This window comes from Marinobacter sp., from assembly GCF_040904845.1.
Classification (GTDB): Bacteria; Pseudomonadota; Gammaproteobacteria; order Pseudomonadales; family Oleiphilaceae; genus Marinobacter.
This window is the reverse complement of the sequence record NZ_JBBDSR010000044.1, coordinates 1-22,360: the sequence shown is the minus strand read 5'-3', so window position 1 is coordinate 22,360 and position 22,360 is coordinate 1. Positions and strand designations below refer to the sequence as shown.

At 59.4% G+C, this 22,360-nt stretch carries 22 protein-coding genes; 13 read left to right on the top strand and 9 right to left on the bottom strand.

Annotated features, from left to right (window positions below; all coding sequences use genetic code 11):
- Positions 1-29 precede the first annotated feature (29 nt).
- Positions 30-533, bottom strand: coding sequence for a peptide deformylase (gene def, locus WD429_RS04930; protein WP_368421060.1), 504 nt, complete (start codon positions 531-533; stop codon positions 30-32).
- Positions 534-884: 351 nt separating this feature from the next.
- Between def and WD429_RS04925 the strand changes: the two genes are divergently transcribed.
- The 8 genes from WD429_RS04925 (at position 885) to WD429_RS04890 (ending at position 7,662) form a co-directional block, all read left to right on the top strand.
- On the top strand, positions 885-1,901 hold the full coding sequence (locus tag WD429_RS04925; RefSeq protein ID WP_368421059.1) for a LysM peptidoglycan-binding domain-containing protein: 1,017 nt from the start codon (positions 885-887) through the stop codon (positions 1,899-1,901).
- A gap of 227 nt (positions 1,902-2,128) precedes the next feature.
- Positions 2,129-3,223, top strand: coding sequence for a DNA-processing protein DprA (gene dprA / locus WD429_RS04920; RefSeq protein WP_368421075.1), 1,095 nt, complete (start codon positions 2,129-2,131; stop codon positions 3,221-3,223).
- A gap of 3 nt (positions 3,224-3,226) precedes the next feature.
- Positions 3,227-3,802, top strand: a complete 576-nt coding sequence (locus WD429_RS04915) for an L-threonylcarbamoyladenylate synthase (RefSeq protein WP_368421058.1) — start codon at positions 3,227-3,229, stop codon at positions 3,800-3,802.
- A gap of 9 nt (positions 3,803-3,811) precedes the next feature.
- Positions 3,812-4,741, top strand: coding sequence for an oxygen-dependent coproporphyrinogen oxidase (gene hemF, locus WD429_RS04910; RefSeq protein WP_368421057.1), 930 nt, complete (start codon positions 3,812-3,814; stop codon positions 4,739-4,741).
- A complete protein-coding gene (gene aroE, locus WD429_RS04905) occupies positions 4,731-5,558 on the top strand; it encodes a shikimate dehydrogenase (RefSeq protein WP_368421056.1) in 828 nt (275 codons plus the stop codon). The genes hemF and aroE overlap by 11 nt, the downstream gene beginning before the upstream one ends.
- Before the next feature lie 55 nt (positions 5,559-5,613).
- The gene (locus tag WD429_RS04900; RefSeq protein ID WP_368421074.1) at positions 5,614-6,387 is read left to right on the top strand and encodes a motility protein A; all 774 of its coding nucleotides are present in this window, start codon (positions 5,614-5,616) and stop codon (positions 6,385-6,387) included.
- Positions 6,388-6,391: 4 nt separating this feature from the next.
- Positions 6,392-7,225 (top strand): flagellar motor protein MotB, encoded by an 834-nt coding sequence (locus WD429_RS04895; RefSeq protein ID WP_368421055.1) that lies wholly within the window; start codon positions 6,392-6,394, stop codon positions 7,223-7,225.
- Between the two features lie 119 nt (positions 7,226-7,344).
- Positions 7,345-7,662 carry a PA4642 family protein gene (locus tag WD429_RS04890; RefSeq protein WP_368421054.1) on the top strand — a complete coding sequence of 106 codons (318 nt, stop codon included), beginning with the start codon at positions 7,345-7,347 and terminating at the stop codon, positions 7,660-7,662.
- Between the two features lie 16 nt (positions 7,663-7,678).
- Here WD429_RS04890 and WD429_RS04885 read toward each other — a convergent pair whose 3' ends face one another.
- The 3 genes from WD429_RS04885 to WD429_RS04875 form a co-directional block, all read right to left on the bottom strand.
- Positions 7,679-9,241 (bottom strand): sulfatase-like hydrolase/transferase, encoded by a 1,563-nt coding sequence (locus WD429_RS04885; RefSeq protein WP_368421053.1) that lies wholly within the window; start codon positions 9,239-9,241, stop codon positions 7,679-7,681.
- Between the two features lie 13 nt (positions 9,242-9,254).
- The gene (locus WD429_RS04880) at positions 9,255-10,856 is read right to left on the bottom strand and encodes a glucan biosynthesis protein (RefSeq protein ID WP_368421052.1); all 1,602 of its coding nucleotides are present in this window, start codon (positions 10,854-10,856) and stop codon (positions 9,255-9,257) included.
- Between the two features lie 145 nt (positions 10,857-11,001).
- Positions 11,002-11,538, bottom strand: coding sequence for a gamma carbonic anhydrase family protein (locus WD429_RS04875; RefSeq protein WP_368421051.1), 537 nt, complete (start codon positions 11,536-11,538; stop codon positions 11,002-11,004).
- A gap of 213 nt (positions 11,539-11,751) precedes the next feature.
- Here WD429_RS04875 and prlC point away from each other — a divergent pair, with 213 nt between their 5' ends.
- Entirely contained in the window at positions 11,752-13,797 is a 2,046-nt protein-coding gene (prlC, locus tag WD429_RS04870; protein ID WP_368421050.1) for an oligopeptidase A, read from the top strand.
- A 135-nt stretch (positions 13,798-13,932) separates the two neighbouring features.
- Positions 13,933-14,184: a YheV family putative zinc ribbon protein gene (locus tag WD429_RS04865; RefSeq protein ID WP_368421049.1), complete on the top strand. Its 252-nt coding sequence runs from the start codon at positions 13,933-13,935 to the stop codon at positions 14,182-14,184.
- 184 nt (positions 14,185-14,368) lie between these two features.
- On the opposite strand, the gene WD429_RS04860 is transcribed toward WD429_RS04865, so the two are convergent.
- Both WD429_RS04860 and WD429_RS04855 read right to left on the bottom strand, forming a co-directional pair.
- On the bottom strand, positions 14,369-15,691 hold the full coding sequence (locus WD429_RS04860) for a Na+/H+ antiporter family protein (protein WP_368421048.1): 1,323 nt from the start codon (positions 15,689-15,691) through the stop codon (positions 14,369-14,371).
- Positions 15,692-15,802: 111 nt separating this feature from the next.
- Positions 15,803-16,033 (bottom strand): DUF1653 domain-containing protein, encoded by a 231-nt coding sequence (locus WD429_RS04855; RefSeq protein ID WP_368421047.1) that lies wholly within the window; start codon positions 16,031-16,033, stop codon positions 15,803-15,805.
- 157 nt (positions 16,034-16,190) lie between these two features.
- Between WD429_RS04855 and WD429_RS04850 the strand changes: the two genes are divergently transcribed.
- Entirely contained in the window at positions 16,191-18,011 is a 1,821-nt protein-coding gene (locus WD429_RS04850) for a diguanylate cyclase (protein ID WP_368421046.1), read from the top strand.
- Here WD429_RS04850 and WD429_RS04845 read toward each other — a convergent pair.
- The 3 genes from WD429_RS04845 to WD429_RS04835 form a co-directional block, all read right to left on the bottom strand.
- Entirely contained in the window at positions 17,956-18,342 is a 387-nt protein-coding gene (locus tag WD429_RS04845; protein ID WP_368421045.1) for a DoxX family protein, read from the bottom strand. The two genes, WD429_RS04850 and WD429_RS04845, sit on opposite strands and share 56 nt — an antisense overlap.
- A 141-nt stretch (positions 18,343-18,483) precedes the next feature.
- Complete coding sequence (locus tag WD429_RS04840; protein ID WP_368421044.1) at positions 18,484-19,134, bottom strand: hypothetical protein; 651 nt, start codon at positions 19,132-19,134, stop codon at positions 18,484-18,486.
- Positions 19,135-19,283: 149 nt separating this feature from the next.
- Positions 19,284-20,555 carry an MATE family efflux transporter gene (locus WD429_RS04835; protein ID WP_368421073.1) on the bottom strand — a complete coding sequence of 424 codons (1,272 nt, stop codon included), beginning with the start codon at positions 20,553-20,555 and terminating at the stop codon, positions 19,284-19,286.
- A 258-nt stretch (positions 20,556-20,813) separates the two neighbouring features.
- Between WD429_RS04835 and coxB the strand changes: the two genes are divergently transcribed.
- Both coxB and WD429_RS04825 read left to right on the top strand, forming a co-directional pair.
- Positions 20,814-21,938 carry a cytochrome c oxidase subunit II gene (gene coxB / locus WD429_RS04830; RefSeq protein ID WP_368421043.1) on the top strand — a complete coding sequence of 375 codons (1,125 nt, stop codon included), beginning with the start codon at positions 20,814-20,816 and terminating at the stop codon, positions 21,936-21,938.
- 54 nt (positions 21,939-21,992) lie between these two features.
- Positions 21,993-22,360: cbb3-type cytochrome c oxidase subunit I (locus WD429_RS04825; protein ID WP_368421042.1), on the top strand; the 368-nt coding region annotated here is incomplete at its 3' end.

Genomic DNA, 22,360 nt, shown 5'->3' with positions numbered 1-22,360 from the left:
TTTCGGCGCTGGGCGTGGCCTCCCGGTGATCAGGCGCTTTTCTTGTGAAGCTTGTCCAGTTTCTTGCGAATCCGGTTGCGCTTGAGAGTGCTCAGGTAATCCACGAACAGTTTGCCGTTGAGATGATCCATCTCGTGCTGGATACAGACTGCGAGCAGGCCACGGGCCTCTATTTCATAAGGCTCCCCGTTGCGATCCCGGGCACGGATGAGGCAATGCTCAATTCGCGAGACATCCTCGTAGAAGCCGGGTACCGACAGGCAGCCTTCCTGCATCTCTTCCAGCTCGCCGTCCAGTACGTCCACCGTCGGGTTGATGAACACCCGTGGCTCGCTTTTGTCCTCGGACAGGTCCATCACAATAATCTGTTTGTGGACATTCACCTGGGTTGCGGCCAGGCCAATGCCGGGCGCATCGTACATGGTCTCGAACATGTCGTCGATGAGCTTGCGGTCGGCGTCTGTCACCTCTTCCACCGGCTTGGCGATCGTGCGCAGACGGGGGTCCGGGTATTCGAGAATCTCTAGTATCATGGTGCTCGTACTTTTGGCCTGTGAACCTGAACGTCACCGTTATGATTTGTAACGGTGTGACTGCTCTCTCCGAAATGCGACAGCGTACTGCGCAAATTCCTTTACCCGGTCTATTATGACCGTGCAGTCTCTATTATCCCCCATCTTGACGATTGAGTACAAACTGATCAGGCAATAGTCAAAACCTCTCGATGGCGCGGTAGAATTTACTGGAAGAACAAAAGATAACATCACAATTTGCGTGAGTTCTTCTATAGTATCGGAAACAGCAACACAATAAGCTGCACCTGACAGGCTGCATATCAAGAACAGAATCCGTTGATTCAAGGCACGCGAGCAAGGACTTAGACAATGAGGAAACTGCTGTACGCCCTGGCAGCAAGCATGCTGCTGGTAACCTCCTGGGCTTATGCTCAACCGGAGCTCCGGTCCGATCATCCCGAGCGTTACACGGTCGTGAAAGGTGACACCCTGTGGGACATTTCCGGCCGTTTTCTGGATAACCCGTGGTACTGGCCTGAAATATGGCACGTGAACCCACAGGTACAGAACCCTCATCTGATCTATCCGGGTGACCGTCTGGCGCTGGTATACATTGATGGCAAGCCACGAGTCACCAAGGTATCCAGCAATGATGTGGTGAAACTGTCACCCAAGGTGCGTTCCGAGGCGATCGATACCCCGATCCCGGCGATTCCGCTGGACGCGATCAGCAGCTTCCTGTCTGAGACCCGCATTGTCTCCGCGGACGACATCAACGGCGCACCCTATGTGCTTGAAGGCGAGGATGGCCGCATTATTACTGGCGCGGGTGACCGTGTTTATGCCCGTGGCGACAAGCCGGCGGACAAGGTCGGCATTTTCCGCCGCAGCAAAGAGTTCCGTGATCCGGACACCGGTGAGTTCCTGGGCCTGGAGGCGCGCAGCATCGCCAAGGGTGAGGTCAACGCCGAAAACGGCGACGTGCTGACGCTGAGGCTGACCCAGTCCACGGAAGAAGTGCGCAAAGGTGACCGCCTGATGGTCGGCGAGGACCGCAGGCTGACGGCCAACTTCGTGCCCAGCTCACCGGACAAAGAGCTGGAAGGTGAAATGATTTCCGTCGAAGGCGGTGTCAACCAGATCGGCCAGTTCGATGTGGTGACTATCAACCGTGGTGAGCGCGAGGGCCTGGTACCGGGTAACGTGATGGCGGTACTGAAGAGTGGCAACCTGGTGCGCGACCCGGTCACCGATGAAACCATTGAGTTGCCGTCGGAACGTGCCGGCCTGCTGATGGTCTTCCAGACCTACGAAAAACTCAGCTATGGGCTGGTGTTGCAGGCGACACGCCCGCTGTCGGTCGGCGACAAGGTCACCAATCCCTGAGCGCGGCGGGCCACCGCTGACTGACCCCGAAACGGGAGCCGCAGACCGGCTCCCGTTTTTCATGAGACAATCTTTACCGCAGTGCCGGGACGGCACCCACCTGACGCCACTCAGGGCAGCAGTTTTAACCAGCCAGGGAAGGATGGCCCATGCATGACGTATCCCCAGTTCTGAATCCCCAGGAATCAGCGTCCGATCTTTTTCACAGCGCAGACGGCCCCTGGCTGATGTTGTCGTGTTTGCCAAAATTTGGCGTGCGCCGGCGGCAGGCCGTACTTTCGGCCATGCCCAGTCTCACGGCTATTCTCAGCGCCAGCCCGGCCACCCTTAAAGCCATGGGCGTGACCGCCGAGACCATTGAGCCGGTATTGGCCTGGCAACGCCAGGATGAGCGCCATCCGGTGGTCGCGAACGTGCTGAGAATCTGGGATGCCTGCCACGCTGGCGGTATCTGGTTGTTGACCCAGGGCGATAGCGATTTTCCAGAGCCGTTGCACCACATTCACGATGCGCCGCTGGTACTCTACTGTCTGGGTAACCGGGCGCTTTTGCAGCGCGACCAGATCGGCATTGTGGGCAGCCGCAATGCCACCCGTGCGGGCCTGGACCACGCCCGCAAATTTGCCGCGGCCCTTGCCCAGGAAGGCTTTGTGATAACCAGCGGCCTGGCGCTGGGCATTGATGGTGCGGCTCATGCCGGTGCGCTGGATGCCGGCCACGACACCCTGGCGGTGATCGGCAGTGGCTTTGATCAACTGTACCCCAGCCAGCACCGAAAACTGGCGGACCGGGTCATCGAGCACGGGTTGTTGATGTCGGAATATGCCCCGGGCGTGCAAGCCCGGGCCGCGCACTTTCCCCAGCGCAATCGCATCATCAGCGGCATGAGCCGGGGCGTTCTGGTGGTGGAGGCGGGCCTTAAAAGCGGGTCGCTGATTACCGCCCGGCTGGCCCTGGAGCAGGGCCGGGAGGTGTTCGCCATTCCCGGCTCAGTCCACAGCCCGGTGGCCCGGGGTTGCCACCACCTGATCAAACAGGGCGCGCGCCTGGTGGAAACCGTGGACGATGTGCTCGAGGAGCTTGGAGCCTGGTGGTCGCCTACGGCCGAAGCTAGCCCCACGACGTCTCAACCGGCCCTGGCCGGGGATCTGGACCCTCGGGAAATCGCGGTGCTGGAGGCTTTAGGGTATGATCCGCAGTCAACCGATCAACTGTGTTCAGAAACCGGATTACCCGCCGACCAGTTGATGCAGTCACTGCTGCTGCTTGAGCTTCAGGGGCTGGTCAGCTCGGTGCCGGGTGGTTTCCAGAGGATAGCCTGAGTCATGCCACATTCGCCGAACCCCCTTTCTGACTGGCAATTGCACTGTGCCCGCCGCACCCTTGCGCAGGGAGGTGTGATTGCCTACCCCACCGAAGCGGTATGGGGGCTGGGGTGTGACCCCTGGGATGCGCAAGCTGTCGACCGAATCCTGGACCTGAAGCGGCGCCCGATGGACAAGGGCATGATTCTGGTAGCGTCGTCCGTTGAACAGGTGCGTTTTCTGCTGGACCCGCTACCGGCCGAGGTGCAGCGGGAAGCGGAAACACACTGGCCGGGCCCGGTCACCTGCCTGTTACCGGATGTAGAGCGGCAGGTTCCCGAGTGGGTGCGCGGGCGTCACAGTTCCATTGCGGTGCGGGTCAGCCGCCATCCGGTGATCCGCGCGCTCTGCGACGCCGCGGGCATGCCGCTGGTATCCACCTCGTGCAATCCGGCGGGGCGTCAGCCCGCTCGCGCCATCTGGCAGGTACGCCGGTACTTTGGTGGTGACCTGGACTGGATCGTGCCCGGGGAGCTGGGCGGCAACCGACAACCCAGCCGGATTCTGGATATCGTCAGTGGTCGCCAATTGCGTTAGGAGATTCAGATGTCGCAACAACCCGACAGCAATGCCGTTAAGCAGTATCTGCTGGCACTGCAGGAAAGCATCGCTGACCGACTGGCAGCCGTGGATGGCAAAGCCGGCTTCGTCACCGATACCTGGGACAGACCCGAAGGCGGCGGCGGGGTCAGCCGGGTGATCACCGAGGGTGCGGTGTTTGAAAAAGGCGGTGTGAATTTTTCCCATGTTATGGGTGACACCATGCCGCCGTCTGCCACCGCCCATCGCCCGCACTTGGCTGGTGCGCCCTGGCAGGCCATGGGGGTGTCGCTGGTGATGCATCCCCACAACCCCATGGTGCCAACGTCTCACGCCAACGTACGGTTTTTCATCGCCACGCCGAAAGACGCCGAGCCCGTGTACTGGTTTGGCGGCGGTTACGACCTCACGCCCTATTACGGTTTCGAAGACGACTGTGTGCACTGGCACCGCACCGCCCGCGCCGCCTGTCAGCCCTATGGTAATGACGTCTATCCGCGATTCAAACACTGGTGCGATGATTACTTCTACCTCAAGCACCGGGACGAGCCACGGGGCATCGGCGGTCTGTTTTTCGACGACCACAACACCGGCGATTTCGCCCGGGATTTCGGGCTGATGCAGGCGGTGGGCAGCAGTTACATCGAGGCCTATGAGCCCATTGTGCAGCGCCGCAAGGACCTGCCCTACACCGAACAGCAGCGGGAATTCCAGCTTTACCGGCGGGGCCGTTACGTGGAATTCAATCTGGTTTACGACCGTGGCACGCTGTTCGGCCTGCAGTCCGGCGGCCGCACCGAATCCATTCTGATGTCACTGCCGCCGCTGGTGCGCTGGGACTACAACCGCCGTGCCGAACCCGGCTCCGAGGAGGCACGTCTGACCGATTACTTCCTCACCGATCGTGACTGGCTGGAGCCCAACCATGACCAATGATCTGTACGCTGTGGTGGGCAACCCGATCAGCCACAGCAAGTCTCCCCGCATTCACAGCCTGTTTGCGCAACACGCCGGGGAGGCGGTGGAATACACCGCCATTCAGGCGCCGCTGGATGACTTCGCCGGGACCGTGCGGAACTTTTTTGATCACGGTGGAATGGGTCTGAACGTCACCGTGCCGTTCAAGGAGCAGGCCTGGTCGTTGGCTCAGCGGCGCACGCCGGAGGCAGAGAAAGCCGGGGCCGCCAACACGTTGTGGATCGACAGCGAAGGCCGGCTGATGGCAGACAACACCGATGGCAAGGGGTTGGTGACCGACCTGATCCGTAACCACCGCGTTGATCTCCGCGACAAGCGGATATTGGTGCTGGGGGCTGGAGGTGCCGTAAGGGGCGTGCTGGGACCGCTGATTGCCGCGCAACCAGCTGCGATCACACTGACCAACCGGACGGTGTCGAAAGCGCGGGCGCTGGTGGACCTGTTCCGTGCCGGTGCGGGCCAGACAACGCTGTCGGCGCACGGCTTCGAGGAAGTGGACAGCGCTTTTGACGTGATTATTAACGGCACCAGCGCCAGCCTTCAGGGCGATTTGCCCCCAATCTCCGCGACTGTGATCGGTGCAGACACCGTGGTGTACGACATGATGTACTCTCCAACGACCACTACCTTCAATCAGTGGGCGCTGGATCTTGGTGCCACCCGGGTATTCGATGGTCTGGGGATGCTGGTGGAGCAGGCCGCCGAGTCCTTCTGTATCTGGCGCGGGGTTCGGCCGGAAACGGCGGCGGTCATGGACATACTTCGTAACGACTGAGCCGGGCAGCCGGAGATGGGCTATGCTCGGGGTCAAACTACTCGAAAGGTCGCGGATGGATATTCTTACCCTCGTAGGTCTGGTCGCGGGCGTGCTGATCGTTGTAGCCGCCATGCTGGCCAACGCTTCCCTGCTGACATTCCTGAACTTGCCCGGTCTTGCGATTGTGCTCGGTGGCACCTTCGCGGTAACCCTGGTCAAGTTCCGTATGGCCTCGGTGGTGGCGGCCTTCCGCCTGGCATTTTCTGCCGCATTCACGGACCGGGTGCCAAGCCCGGCGGAGCTGATCCGTGAAGTCGGCGTGCTGGCCCAGGTGGTGCGCAAGGAAGGCATACTCGGTCTGGAGAACCATCAGACTGACAACGCGTTTCTGCAAAAGGCCATTAACCTGTGTGTGGATGGCCACCCGCCAGAGCTGGTTGAAGAAGCGCTGGCCCAGGAGACCCAGCAGATTGCTGAACGCTATGAAGGGGCGGAGCGCGTGTTCCGGGGCATTGGCGAGTCGGCTCCGGCGATCGGGATGCTGGGTACACTCGTTGGTCTGGTGCAGATGCTCAATACCCTTGATGACCCCTCCTCCATTGGTCCGGCGATGGCCATCGCCTTGCTGACCACGCTGTATGGCGCGTTCCTCGCCCAGCTCATCGCTCTGCCGCTGGCGGACAAACTGCAGCTCAAGGCCGACGACGAAAGCCGCAACCACCTGCTGATTATCACGTCCATCAAGAACATCATGCGGGGCGAAAACCCTCGGGTGATGACGGAGCTGTTGTCGTCGTTTGTCGCACCCGAGCAACGTAGTGGGCTTGCGCCGGAGCGGGAGGCCTGACGGTTTGGAGCTGGTGCGGAAGAAAAACAAGCTGCGGCTGAGAAGTCCCTCGCCAGCCTGGATCGTCACCTTTGCCGACCTGGCCACCCTGTTGCTGACGTTCTTTATACTGCTGTTGTCCTTTGCTGAGATGGACGTTGATAAATACCGTGCGATGGCGAATTCGATGGCGGTGGCGTTTGGCAGCGACAATGTCGTTGGCGAAGACGTCGGTGGCTCTCCCCTGACCCTGATCGAAGCCGATAGCGTGTCATTGCCGGAGCCGGCTGACACCATGGCCGATCAGCCGGAGTTCATTGATGAGCAGGCCCAGAGTAGCGGCGAAACCGGCATTTCCGCCGGTATTGTTGACCTGGCTTCCCGTATGATCCGTGAACTGGAGAACGAGGTGGCGTCAGGCGCGCTCAGTATCAATTACGACGGAAGCCAGGTGGTGATCCGCTTTTCCGAAGAAGCGACGTTCCGTTCCGGTGATGCCGCGATCAAGTCAGAGATGATCCCCATCATCGAACGGGTGGTCGGGGTGCTGGCGGACTGCAAGGGCGATGTGCTGGTGTCCGGCTATACCGATGACCGACCGATTGCCAGCAATCGCTACCGCTCCAACTGGGATTTGTCGGCAGCACGGGCGGTGTCGGTGGTCCATGAGCTGGTTATGAACCGCCAAGTGCCAGCAGAACGGGTGGTGGCAGCCGGACGGGCCGAAACCAACCCGCTGGCACCGAACGACAGCGACGAAAACCGCGCCAGAAACCGCCGTGTGGAAATAGCCATCCGCGATCCCGAGTGTGTTGGCCAGGACACCGACCAAGCACAGCCGGTGGATATCCTGCCCTGACAGGCCTTATGCCTGTGGGATAGCTCCTCATAGTCAATTCAACTAACTTCTTTGCATTCAGATCCTTATACTGTGCCCCCCAGTATGAACCAACAACCGGACAAACACCGGGAGAGACTATGAGCGGACCAGACAAACCAAAAGTCATTGGCGAAGAGTGGAGCGATGAGCGAGTGAAGGGTTTTCTCGCCATTGAACCGGTAGAGGCAGGCACCAACGCCGACTATCTGGTGCTGCAGAAAGCCTATCAGGCAATGCGTGCTGAAGATTTCGAGCGCTTCATTGGGTTTTTTGTCGACGCTGGCCGTGATCTCAATGCGGCGGGAAAATCGGGAGAAACCATTCTGGACCATATTCTGAGCCATCGCCGCAGCACGGCTTATGCCGATGCCCTGAAAGCGGCAGGAGCGAAAACGGCAGCAGACGCCGGGAACTGAGTGGTCCGGCGTAAACTCAGCCTCGAGAGAAGAGGCTCTGAAGTGTGCTGCGAAACCGGTCCATTGGCAGGCCGTTTGCGGTCAGGTCTGGGATGGCCCCCGCCTGAAAGCCAGGCAACTCGGCGTCGAGGAACGGCGATATCAGCGATCGGTCAGCGCTGATGATGTGAACGATTGCGTCGCGGCTGGCGTTATCACCGGTAATCAGGGGCGCAGGTTGGTGGTCGCCGACAATGATCAGCAGCGTGTTGGAGTCAACATGTCGGGCGGCATAGCCGGTGATCACTTCCAGGGCGTAGTTTATCGCCCGGCCATAATGCTCGCGCACACGGTCTGGATCACGCCACAGGCTGGCGGGGGCTTCGCCGCTGTCACTCCAGGCCTTGAATACCTCGCCGTTGCCAATCTGGTCCCAGTCTGACAGCACTGGCAAAATCGGTACCCAGGGTGCATGGCTGCTGATCAGCGCCATTTCCGCAAACAGCGGCTGCTGGGCGTTTGCCCTGAGCTCCTGCTCGAACCAGGACCAGGTGTACTGGTCCGGCATGGTTACCCAATTGAAGGGCGGGCCTTGATAGCCCATGGTGCTGGCGTCGTAGATGCGGTCATAACCGAAGCGTCGGCCTTCCGGCCAGGCCCGGGTAATGGCGGGCATCACCGCCACGGTTTTATGGCCGGTCTGTTTCATGTCGTCAATCAGCGTGGTGTGGCGACTGCTGAGCAGGATGTCGTAGTCCAGCTGGCTGTCCACCCACTGCCCGCTGAGCAGGGTCATGTGCGCGAGCCAGGATTGCCCACCTTGCACCGGTGATGTCAGCCGGCCGCTCACCAGGTGCAGGCCGCGTTCAGCCAATGTGTTTTCCATCTCATTGAGGCACGAACGAATCAGCTGGCTGTAGCGGGGGTCGGTAATGGAAGAGATGCCGTAGGACTCCACAAACCCCAGAATCACATCTTTTCCGGTGAGCCCTTTGAGGGCCGTTGTGCCCGCGCTTTGGTCGTTCTTTATGGCCGCCTGAAACGCTCGGGTGGCGGTGTGGGTATCGGCCGCCAGGGCGACCTGCCTGCCCAGCATGGCAGCGCCAGTGGCAGCGATGGGCGTGGGTAATGCAAGGGTGACCCCGGTGACTACAATGGCCGCCGATAACAGTACTTTAGGGGCATGGCTGGTTGAGTGACGGGCCAACCGTTGCAGCAGAAAAGCGAACAACGTCCCCATAGCCATCAGTGTCGTCAGCAGTAATACCAGCACAGCCACAGCGAGCACCACGCCCAGGTTGGTTTCCAGCAAATGGTACGCCGCGCCCGCAACCCCCAGCTCCAGGTACAGATTGAGGGGCCGGCCAAGGCTTTGTTGAACCAGAATATCCACCGCCGTCAGTGCCGCTAGCAAGGCGTAGGTTACGCCCGCCGCCAGGACCAGTTTGCGTTGCCCGGTGCCGGGTGGCAGCGCTGTAAAAATCCCCCAGAGAAACAGCGTTTCCAGCGCCAGCCAGGGTGTGTAGGCGGTGCCGGGTAACGTAAGAGCCACCAGCATCAGGTTTAGGGCTAGCGCCAGGAACAGCGACGACTTCATCATGGGCATGGTCCTGTCAGAAAGTGCGGTCTGCCGGTGGCGGCGGCGAATACTGGTACAGCCAGGTTTCCGTGAGCGCCTGATCGCCCAGGCGCAGGAACAGCCGCAGCTCGACAGGATCCGTGGTGTCGTCCGGCACCAGATCAAACAGTGCCCGGTAGCCGTTGATGGCATGCAACGGGCGGGCAGAGACGAGTTCAAGCGAGCCTCGGCTGGCGCTCACCACCGCTTCCACGTCGGCATCAGCCGCCAGCATGGTGAGCTGGCCGCCGGCAAAATCGACGGCAAAGCGGCGTGAAAACCGGGTCCGTGGCTGGCCAACGACGCCGCCAATCCCGGTGCGGGTGGCGCGGGTGGTGGCCAGCTCGGTTACGGGTTGCGGATGGTTTTCGCCCCACGTCAGGCGATAGTCCAGGCGGTGCTCATTGCCGGGTTTCAGGGGCTGATCCGGATGCCAGAAAGCGACGATGTTGTCGAAGGTTTCATCTTCAGTGGGAATTTCCACCAGCATCACCTCCCCCGCCCCCCACGGGTCCAGGGGTTCCACCCACAGGCTCGGGCGACGCTCGTAGAACACGCCGTCGTCCTGGTAATGGTCGAAGTCACGGTCGCGCTGCATCAGCCCGAAGCCACGGGGGTTCTCATCCCGGAAGTGGCTGACCTGCAACGCGCGCGGATTGACCAGCGGCCGCCAGAGCCGTTCACCGGTACCGGTCCAGAGTGCCAGGCCGTCGGAATCGTGGATTTCCGGTCGCCAGTCGTTGGCTTTGCGGCGGTCATTTTCGCCGGTCTGGTACATACTGGTCAGTGGTGCAATCCCAATGCGTTCGATCGTTTTGCGGGGGTACAGTGTGGCACTTATGTCCATCACCATGTTCTTTCCGGGCTGTAGTCGAAAACGGTAGGCACCGGCCACGCTGGGAGAATCCAGCAGGGCATACACCATTACCTCAGTGGCATCTGGGCCCGGGGCTTCCAGCCAGAACGCGGTGAAATCCGGAAATTCTTCGTCCCGCGGCAATCCGGTATCAATGGCTAGGCCTCTGGCGGACAACCCGTACTGCCGGGATTCTCCCACTGCGCGGAAATAACTGGCCCCCAGAAACGCGGCCAGATCGCGGCTGAAATCGTGATGGGCATGAAGCCGGAACCCGGCGTACCCCAGGTCCTCTGGCAGGTTGTCGGTCTGAACCGATTCCCCATGTTCGAATTGATCGGCGTGGTACAAAAGGGGGGTGGCAACGCCGTCGGACACCTCAAAAAATCGAACCGGTTTGCGGAAGTACAGGCCGAGGTGAAAAAACTGAACCTGAAACGGGCTTGGTGTGTCGCGCCACAGGGCCTGTTCCGGCCTGAAGCGTATGGACTGGTAATCGTCCCAGGTCAGGTTTTCCAGCGCCTCCGGCAGTGTGGCATGACCGGATGGCCCAGGCTGATAGGCGCGCGCCGCCAGGGCGCGAGCATGGTGGCACAGCCAATCGTAACTGAACGGTTTCCCCTGGTTTTCCTGGCGGCCCTGCTCTGCTGTGCGGCTGGCTGTTGTGGCGGCTCTTATGCCGACAAACGGCAGTGACGCGCCGAGCATCAGGCCGACTTTAATCAGTGTGCGTCTATCCATGGCCGTTCTCCGTAATAGCGAGCCGCCTCGCTTCCTTCCGAAAGGTCCTTGTTCGCGAACTGGAAAGCGACGACAACAGCACCACCCTGCAACATTGTCATCGCAGGGGAACATACGGCGAAAGCCGGGAATTCAGACCGCCGGGTTACCGATCATTCAGGTACTCGTCTTTCAACTTGACGTAGTTTGCAGCGGTGTAGCGGAAAAAAGTCCGTTCCTTGTCGGTCAATGGCCGCGCCTGTTTGCAGGGCGAGCCCACATACAAATACCCCGACTCCAGTGTCTTACCCGGTGGTACCAGACACCCCGCCGCCACGATGACGTCATCTTCAACGACCGCTCCATCCATTATAATACAACCCATGCCCACCAGCACCCGGCTACCGATGGTGCAGCCATGCAGCAGCGCCTTGTGGCCGACAGTGACGTCGTCACCGAGGGTCAACGGGTAACCACCGGGGTTATAGTCACTGGCGTGCGTAATGTGCAGCACCGAGCCGTCCTGAATGCTGCAGCGCACGCCGATGCGGATTTTGTGCATATCGCCGCGCACCACGGTCATCGGCCAGATAGAAACATCATCGCCGGTTTCGACGTCGCCGATGACCACGGCGCTGGGGTCAATCCATGCGCGCTCACCAAATTGTGGCGTGGTACCCTTGTAGGAACGTACATTCGTCATTACATAATACCTGTGTAGCGTTGACCCGGAGGCTCGGGGTATCTGTGGGAGGGGCTGTTCCAAAACTGTGCGGAGCCATGGATGGCGGAGCCCAAGCGCCACATGGATGTGCCGCAAGGAGCGTGTTTTGGAACAGCCCCTCCCACAGATACCTTTCCCCGAGATCTGATACACCGAAGCTACCCTACAAATTGACAGCTGAGAAGGGGACCTATGAATAACCCATTACTGACCGACGACCTGTTGCCGAAATTTGACCATGTCCGCACCGAACACATGGAAACGGCGATTGACCAGATTCTCAGCGAAAACCGCGTGAAAATTGCGAGCCTGGCCCAGAACGAAGAGCCCACCTGGGATACCCTGGCGCAGCCCATGCAAGCGCTGGAAGATCAGCTAAGTAATGCCTGGTCGGTGATTTCACACCTCAACGGGGTGATGAACAACGACGATCTGCGCAAAGTCTACAAGAACTGCCTGGAAAAGTTGACGGAATACAGCACCGAGCTGAGTCAGAACGAAGCCCTGTGCAACGCCTACAAAATGCTGGCGGCGCGTGACGATTTCAGTGAGCTGAGCGAAGCCCAACGCAAGTCCGTGGACAACACCCTGCGGGATTTCCACCTTGGAGGCGTTGACCTGCCAGCGGACCAGAAGAAGCAGTATGCCGACCTGTCCCGCGAGCTTGCCGAGCTCTCCAACCGCTTCAGCGAAAACGTGCTGGACGCGACTCAGCACTGGTACAAGCACATCACCGACGTGGACGAGCTGGCCGGGTTGCCGGAAAGCGCCATCGACGGTGCCAAACAGGCGGCGAAGCAGAAAGACCTCGACGGCTACTTGATCACCCTCGACTTCCCCAGTTTCTTTCCGGTGATGACCTATGGCGATAATCGCGAACTGCGCCGCGAAGTCTACGAAGCCTTTGTAACGCGAGCGTCAGACATGGGGCCGGATGCCGGCACCTGGGATAACACTCAGGTGATGGCGGAAATCCTCAAACGTCGCCATGCCCTTGCCCAACTGCTGGGCTTTGACAACTACGCCGAGCGCTCCTTGGCCACCAAAATGGCCCGCAGCACCGACGAAGTGCTGGATTTCCTGAACCAGCTGGCGGCCAAGTCCAAGCCGGTGGCCGAGAAAGAATTTGCCGAACTGACAGCCTTCGCGCAGGAAAGCCACGGCGTGGAAGAACTGGAAGCCTGGGACATCGGTTATTACAGCGAAAAGCTGCGCCAGGAACGCTACGACATTTCCCCCGAAACCCTGCGCCCCTGGTTCCCGGTGAATAAGGTGATACCGGGCCTGTTTGCGGTGGCTGAAAAACTGTTCGATGTACAGATCGAAGCCAAACCCGAAGTGGAAACCTGGCACGAAGACGCCACCGCCTACTGCATCAGCCGCAACGGTGAACCACTGGCGTGGTTCTATCTCGATCTGTTTTCCCGCCAGGGCAAACGTGGCGGTGCCTGGATGGCGGACTGCCGGGTACGCTGGCGTAACCTGCGTGGGCAGCTGCAACTGCCGGTGGCGTTCCTGACCTGCAACTTCACCCCGCCGGTGAACGGCAAGCCGTCGCTGTTGACCCACGACGAGGTCACCACCCTGTTCCACGAATTCGGCCACGGTCTGCATCACATGCTGACCCAAGTGGACGTCATCGACGTATCCGGCATCAACGGCGTGGCCTGGGACGCGGTGGAGTTGCCCAGCCAGTTCCTGGAAAACTGGTGCTGGAACCCGGACTCCCTGGCGCTCATCGCCTCGCACCACGAAACTGGCGAGCCACTGCCTGAGGATCTGCTGCAGAAACTGCTGGCGGCGAAAAACTTCCAGTCCGGCATGGCCATGGTGCGGCAACTGGAGTTCTCTCTGTTCGACTTCCGTCTGCACGCGGAATGCACCAGCGAGGCCCCCACCAACCCTCTCGACATGCACCGCAAAGTGCGGGAAGAAATCGCTGTGGTGCAGGCACCGGCCTTCAACCGCTTCCCCAACAGTTTCTCCCACATCTTCGCCGGCGGCTACGCGGCGGGCTACTACAGCTACAAGTGGGCGGAAGTGCTGGCGGCGGATGCCTTCTCACTGTTCGAGGAAAAAGGCATCTTCGACCCGGAAACCGGCAACGCGTTCCTGCACAACATCCTGGAAAAAGGCGGCTCCCAGGAGCCCATGGAACTGTTCAAGGCCTTCCGGGGCCGCGAACCGCAAGTGGATGCGCTGCTGAAGCAGAACGGCATCACCGGCGAAGCGGCCTGATGAGAAACGGTATCGGGTTACGGCCTGTGGCCTAATCCGACCTACAGTATTGGCATGATCCTACGAAACCGTAGGTCGGGTTAGGCCAAAGGCCGTAACCCGACAGCCAGTACCCGAATATCCTGGAGAAAATTTATGGCGAGCCCCAAACGCTTTATCGCCGGTGCCGTCTGCCCCCGCTGCGCGGAGATGGACAAAATCATGATGTTCACCACCGACGATGACGATCAGGTGCGGGAATGCGTGGCCTGCGGTTTCACGGACGCGGTATCCGATGCCGAACAACCCGCCAACCCCGAACTTGAAACGCGGGTGAACACGCGCAGCAATGAGGACGATCATACGGTTAAGCAGGTGGTGTTCTTTAAGGCTGGGTCTGAGGACTGACGTTTGTCTGGTGGTTGGCCTTGTAGCCTTTGGGCTTTGGGGCTAGAGGGTCTGGGGAAACGTTCCAAAACGGAGAAGCGTGGCTTCTTTGAATGTTTTGCCCCTTTGTCCCCCATCCTCATACCCCCCCCCCCAGCCAGGCAGGCTACAAAAAGAAAACAATCACCAAAGCCAAAGAACCAAATCAAAGCACCATAGCCGCCAACCATCCAAACCCAAGCAACGGCAAGTTATAGTGCAGGAACGTAGGCACCACCGTGTCCCAGATGTGATTGTGCTGCCCATCGACATTGAGACCTGCGGTGGGGCCAAGGGTGGAATCGGAAGCCGGAGAACCGGCGTCGCCCAGGGCACCGGCCGTGCCGACCAGGGCCACGATGGCCAGGGGACTAAAGCCCATTTGCAGAGCCAGGGGCACGTACAACGCGGCGATGATGGGGATGGTGGAGAAAGATGAGCCAATACCCATGGTAATCAGCAGGCCGACCACCAGCATCAGGAATGCCGCCATCGCCTTGTTGTCACCGATGGTGGCCACCGAGCTTTCCACCAGAGTCCTGATCTCGCCGGTCTCCCGCATCACCTCGGCAAAGCCCGACGCCGCGATCATGATGAAACCGATCATCGCCAGCATCTTCATGCCCTCGGTGAACAAGTCGTCGGCTTCCTTCCATTTGACCACCCCGGACACGTTAAACAGCACGAAGCCCGCCAAAGCGCCGAGGATCATCGAGCCTAGCCAGAGTTGCACCACGAACGCCGTGAGGATGGCGACCAGCGCCATGACCAGGGTGCGGCCGTTGTACTCGACGTTCACCCGCTCGGTTTTTTCGATGGCCTCCATGTTGTACTGGCGATCTCCCCGATAGCTGAAGAACACCGCCACCAACAGGCCGCAGAGCATTCCCAGGGCCGGCAGCGCCATCGCCGACATGACGTTCAGGTCGGTGGCATCGACGCCGTTGTCACCTACGTTGGCCAGCAGGATTTCGTTCAGGTAAATGCCGCCAAAACCCACCGGCAGGAACATATACGGAGTGATCAGGCCGAAGGTCAGCACGCAGGCAACCAGGCGGCGGTCCATGTTCAGTTTGGCCATCACATACAGCAGCGGCGGAACCACCAGCGGGATGAACGCAATGTGGATCGGCAGGATGTTCTGGGAGGAGATGGCAATGGCCAGCAGCAGGCCCACAATGAGGAAGCGGATGCCGCCGATGGCTCTGCCCTGATCCTGCTTGCCCACCAGCGCCAGGGCTCTGTCGGCCAAGGCGTGAGCGAGGCCGGATTTGCCGATGGCGACGGCAAACGCACCCAGTGTCGCGTAGGACAGTGCGACCGTGGCTCCGCCGCCCAGGCCGTTATTGAAGGCTTCGATGGTGGCGTCCAGGGGCAGCCCGGCGATCAGGCCGCCGGCAACGGCACCGATGATCAGGGCAACAACAACGTGGATGCGGCACAAACTCAGCACGAGCATGATGGCGACCGCAGCGACAACGGCATTCATGGCAAAACTCCGGGTAGGAATGACAGGTTTATCCAGCCCCTTATGAAGGCCGGATCATGAAAAGCGCGATAATGTGCAGGAAATCATCGTTTCAGTCAAAAACGGGGGTCATCAGTCGTCACTGACCCAGCAAAAGCGGGGAATCTGTTCTCCGGCCACCTCGACGATTTCCTGGAACATGGAAAGTGGGCGAACCCAGAGGCTGTAGTCCCCGTAGAGGCACCGGTACACCACTAGTTTTTCCTCGGTTTCGCTGTGGCGGGCCACTCCAATAACCTGATAATCCTTGCCTTTGTAATGGCGGTAACGTCCCGGGCGCAACTCCGGTTTTTTGTCGGTCATCGGTGTCTCCGGCGTTTTTGTGCGGTTATTGTTACCGGCACGAGAAGTTGAACCGGTATGGGTTTAAACTTAACACCATTCTGGCAGGGATGCATGAGTGCGTTGTGCACTTTCTCGACCACCAAAACCAATAATATCGGGTGCCGGATACCCACTTATGACCCATCTTGCGCTGCGCTGCAGCCAGTTTATGATTGCCCTGCTGATGCTATGGGGCGGCACCGGTGTGAAGGCTGCCACCGCAGAGTTTGCGTGGCTGGAGGGTGCCGGCTCATCGCTGTCGGTTGATGAGGTCCGAACGCTGCCGGAGGCGCAATGGCAGGCGTTTGATCCGCAGAACGTACTGAACCTGGGGCTCAGCAGTGGCACCTTCTGGCTGAAAGTCGAGGTGCCACCGGACCCGGTGAACCGGGTGCTGGACATCCGTTACCCAATGCTCGACGACGTAGCTGTTTTCTGGGAGCGCCAGGACCGCCTGGTGGAGGAGCACCACACCGGTGATCATCGGCCCTTTGATAGCCGACCGATTGTGCACCGCAATTTTGTGTTCCTGGTGCCCTCGAACACCGAGCCGGTCACCGCGTTTGTCCGGGTTCAGACCCAGGGGTCGGTGCAGATCCCGGTGCGCGTCGTCTATTCCGGGGACTTCCTGGCCGAAGAGCAGGTGTCTTACGGCTGGCAGGCCGTGTTCCTCGGCATCATGCTGGCGATGGCGCTGTACAACCTGTTTGTGTATGTCATTGTCCGTCACCCCACCTACCTCTGGTATGTGCTGACTGTGGTGGCCTCCGCCCTGCTCCAACTGAACCTCAACGGGTTGTTGTTTCAGTGGCTGTGGCCGGATGTTCCGCAGGTGAATCGCTTTTTTACCACCTCGGTGATTGCGCTCAATATTGCCTTTGCCACCCTGTTTGCCATGAGTTTCCTGAGCCTGAAGCGGTACGCTCCGGCGATTTACCGACTGTTTCGAGTGGTGGTCGCGCTGGCAGCGCTGACGTTTTTCTATGGTTTTTTGGGTGACTATCAGACTGGAATCATGGTGGTTGGCACCTTCGGGGCGATTATCACCCTGCTGGTCTGGGCGACCGGTTTGCTGGTGTGGTGGCGTGGCCAGGTGCTGGCCGGGTTCTATACCCTGGCCTGGACGCCCCTGCTGCTGGGCCATCTGGTGCTTGCGCTCAGCAAGCTGGGGTATCTGCCGCGCAGCTTTATGACCGAGCTTGCGCCGCAGCTGGGCGTTGCACTGGAGGTGATCCTGCTGTCTTTTGCGCTGGCGTATCGCATCAGTCTGGAACGTCGAGGCCGGGTCCAGGCCCAGGAACATGCGTTGGATGTGCAGCGCCAGGCCACCCAGACGCTGGAAACCAGAGTGCAGGAGCGGACCGAGGAACTGGAACGGGCGAACGACCGGCTCAAGGCCATTGCGCTCACCGACGGGCTGACTCAGGTTGCCAATCGCCGTCGCTTTGATGAGAAGCTGGGCGTCGAGTGGCAGCGGGCGCACCGGCAGAATACGCCCTTGTCACTGCTACTGCTGGATGTTGATCATTTCAAACAGGTCAACGATGAGCTGGGCCACCTGGTGGGAGACGACTGTTTGGTTAGCATCGCCCGCCAGTGTGCTGACGAAATCCAACGTTCGGGCGACCTGCTGGCCCGCTATGGCGGCGAAGAGTTCAGTGTGCTGTTACCGGCCACCGACGAGCAGGGTGCCGACCGTGTGGCGGAACGGCTGCGCCAGGCCATCGCCCGCGCGCCCGTGTATCCCAACGGCGGGGCTCAGCCGGTCAGGCTGACGGTAAGCATTGGTGTCGCCACCATGATCCCGGAGCAGGACAGCGAGCCCGCTGAGTTGATCCGGCGGGCGGATGAAGCGCTCTATGGTGCCAAATCCGCCGGCCGTAACCGGGTCAGGCAGTGGCTCAGTTCTTCAGCTTATAACGGCCCGGACCAAGGAAGATCAGGGCAATCGCGGTAAACAGGAAGAAACCCTGCAATTCCAGCGCCCAGCCACCACTGTTGCCCAGTGCCATCAACTCATGGCCATGCACCAGGGCAATCGCCACCAGCATGTTGAACGCGATCAGCAATGCACCGATGCGGGTCTGATACCCCAGTATGACCATCAGCGGTGCCAGCAGCTCACCGATGAACACGCCGTAGGCAAAGAACGCAGGAATGCCAAGGCTGACCAACTGGCCCTCTATGAACCCGACGCCATGGAACAGCTTGGCAATGCCGTGAAACAGCATGAGGCCGCCGAGGGTCAGGCGGATAATCAGTTTTCCAAGGTCTGCGTTGTCCAGCAAGGGGAGCCTCCGGAATTCAGTGATGGCGGATGGTTAAGGGCAGGAAGCTTACCCGTTTTTGGTGTGCGCTCAAAGTCGAGCTCGACTCAATTGAGCCTGGGCGACGACCTGTTCTCGTCCGGAGTATTGTTCTGGTTTATGTCAGTCCAGTTGATTTCCCAGAGCGAAACGAATGTGATTCCTTACCAGCAGGTTTTCCCAGTAATGCCGCATCCAGTCCCACGCGGCATTTTTTGCATGTTCGACGAACGGGTCCAGGTTCAGTTCGTAATAATCCGGTGTGCCCGCTATCTGCAATACCGTTAGCGTAATCGAATCGTCCAGTTCATTGGCAAATGGCTCGCCGATGATCTCATGGACTAACAGGTTGGCCTGTGTTGCTTCGATGTCGACCAGGTCGCTGGAGCGAATAGAGCGGTTGTTTTCATACATCTCTTCCATCAGTCGGTGGCAGAGGTAGGCGCGAATCAGCAGGCCATCGAGTCCGTCGTAGCGTACCAGAAGAACGGAAGGCTGGGTGAAGTAGCGTGTCGCAGCCTGGATGAACGGGGCGAAAAGCGCAGCCTTGTCGGCTTCGCGGGCACAGGCTGACACGTATTCTATCAGCCGTGGTGCCATCTCAATGTATTCCACGGCAAACTGGAACAGGCAGGTCGCGGGCTGATAGCCCTCGATGGTGATGGTGCCCGGCAAGCTGGCGGCTTTTTCTCTCAATTGACGAAGAAATGCGCCTGAGCGGGCCTCCTGCCGCCTTGCCTTGTTAATAATGTCTAGGACTGCCTGTGGTGTCATTTCAGGGGATGCCGGTGTCTGAACGAAATGAGGTCGCAAGGCGCCTCCCGCTGTTCACTAGTGGGTCACTTGGGGCAGGTAAGCAGGGGCTGGCTACCACAACAAGCCTGCCGTTACAGATCAATTGTAGTCCAGATTTTTCAGCCTGCTTATTGTGGCGTAAGCCAGCGGTTGTGCCGGGTGTGGGAGCGGAACAGCCAGCCCATAGTCAATGCTCGCGCCAGCATCAGGCAAATCAGTGAGAACCAGAGCCCGTGATTGCCCCAGGCGGTGGTCAGCCACCAGACCGGCAGAAAAACCCCCAGCGCTGAGAACAACATGGTGTTCTGCATGTCTCGGGTGCGGGTGGCACCAATAAATACGCCGTCGAGCAGAAAACCCCACACCGCCGCGAGCGGCAGGGCCCACAGCCAGGGCAGATATTGCCAGGCGGTTAGCCGGACTTCGTCGATGCCGGTCAACAGGGCGATCAGCCAGCGCCCGCCCACTACGAACGCCACGGTGAGGATCAGAGAGCCATACAGCGACCAGCGCAGTGCCGAGCGGAAAACGGCATAGAACCGCCGTCGGTTGCCGCGGCCGACGGCTTCGCCGATCAGGGCCTCGGCGGCATTGGCAAATCCGTCCAGGCCATTGGAAATCACCAGCAGAAAAGTAATCAGAACCGCATTGGCGGCCAGGATGGTGTCGCCTTGCCGTGCGCCCTGTGCGGTGAAAAATGCCAGAACCAGTAACAGTGCGATGGTTCGGACCATGATGTAGCGGTTAACTTGCAGGATGCGCAGATAGTCCGAAAGCTGGCCCAGCAGTGCGCGGCTGAAAGCCTGCCCTGCCGGCATGCGCAACAGCACCAGCCGAAACCCGATGGCGACCGCTGAGTATTCCGCAATCACGGTGGCGAGCGCGACGCCCCGGCTGTTCCAGCCGAAATAATGGACGAACAGCACATCGAGCACAATGTTCAGGCCATTGGCGACAATCAGCATGATCATCGGTGCACGCGCAAACTGGGTGCCAATCAGCCAGCCCACCAGCGTGTATTGGCACAACACCGCAGGGGCACTCCAGATCCTGATGGCGGCGTAGCCTGCCGCCAGTTCGGTGACCCGTTCGCTGGGGTTCATCAGGGTCAGGCCGAGGTGCACCAGGGGCTGATGAAAGAGAATAAGCAACAGGCCAATAGCCACGGCAAGCAGCAGCGAGCGCAGCAGCAGCGCCACTTGTGCAAATTCGTCACGCTGGCCCCAGGCCTGGGCCGCCAGGCCGGTGGTGCCCATGCGCATGAAGCCAAAGGTCCAGTACAGGATGCTGAACAGGTTGGCACCAACTGCCACTGCGCCCAGATACTCCGGGCTTTCCAGGTGGCCGAGCACCGCGGTATCCACCAGGCCGAGAAGGGGTACGGTCAGGTTGGTCAGCATGAGCGGCCAGGCCAGCGCCCAGAGCCGTCGGTCGGTGATTGGGAGATGGAATGTCTTATTCAATCTGATTATTGATAACCTCTATTTATCACTTTTAGATTTGGCGAATGTTTCTAATTTGGCCCATGTATGTTTATACTATTCAGTGAATTATCCATAGCCGACTTCCACTTTGGGCTGGCAGCGTGTGCGACCGCAGTCAGTTTGAAGGGTTTGGACGCAAAATCCGACAAGAATTACACTCTGTGGAGACACAGTATGCGCGTGCACGCAAAGCGGACAGGTGCCCTTTTGGGCGGTCTTCTGTTCCCCACCTGGTCCATGGCGGACTGGACGTTGAACATGGCCCCGGGGGTAACCGGCACCAGTAACGAAATATTTGACCTTCACATGACTATCCTGTGGATATGCGTTGTCATTGGCATCGTCGTATTCGGGATTATGTTCTGGTCTATCTTCGCTCATCGAAAATCCCAGGGTGCCAAGCCTGCGAATTTTCATGAGAACACCCTGGTCGAGATCCTCTGGACCATCATACCGTTTGTCATCCTGATAGTGATGGCGATTCCCGCCACCGCAACACTTGTCGATATGTACGACACTACGGAGGCGGACATCGACATCAAGGTGACCGGTTACCAGTGGCGGTGGAAGTATGACTATATTGAGGAGGATTTTGGCTTCTTCTCCAATATGACCACCAGTCAGGATGAAATTTACAATCGTACTGCCAAGACCGAAAATTACCTGTTGGATGTCGACAACCCGCTGGTGATTCCGGTGGATAAGAAAGTGCGCCTGCTGGTGACCGCCAACGATGTCATCCACTCCTGGTGGGTGCCGGCGTTCGGCGTCAAGAAAGACGCCATTCCTGGTTTTATCAACGAAACCTGGACCCGCGTGGATGAGCCCGGTATTTACCGTGGTCAGTGCACCGAGTTATGCGGCAAGGATCACGGCTTCATGCCGGTGGTGGTCAAGGCCGTACCCCAGGAAGAATACGATGAATGGGTGGCTGAGCAACGTGAAGCCGCCGAGCGTGAGCGCGAGTTGACTCAGAAAGACTGGACTTTGGACGAGCTGATGGTGCGTGGTGAAAAAGCCTATGCCAGCGCTTGTGCGGCCTGTCACCAGGCCGACGGCAGCGGTGCGCCCCCGGCGTTCCCGGCTCTGAAAGGCAGTCAGATGGTGCTTGAGGATATCGATGCTCACCTGGATGTTGTCGTAAACGGTGTCTCGGGTACCGCCATGCAGGCATTCGGTGACCAGTTGAACGAGGTGGACCTGGCCGCGGTGATTACCTATGAGCGTAACGCCTGGGGTAATGACACCGGCGAAATGATTACACCGAAAGAAGTCTTCGAGTACAAGAATCAGGAATGATTCGCCAAACGACATCACCAGCCAGAATAACAAGGCGGTAACGGGGGTTTTTTCATGAGTGCGGTTGCAGATACCCACGCCCAGGATCATCATCACCACGGCCCGGCCAAAGGCTTTAGCCGGTGGTTGCTGACGACCAACCATAAAGACATCGGGTCCATGTACCTGATCTTTAGTTTTGCCATGTTCCTGCTCGGGGGGACCATGGCCATGGTCATCCGAGCGGAGCTGTTCCAGCCCGGTTTGCAGATTGTTGAGCCGGAATTCTTTAACCAGATGACCACCATGCACGGCCTGATCATGGTCTTCGGCGCGGTCATGCCAGCCTTTGTGGGGCTGGCCAACTGGATGCTGCCGCTGATGGTTGGCGCACCGGACATGGCTCTGCCGCGGATGAACAACTGGAGTTTCTGGTTGCTGCC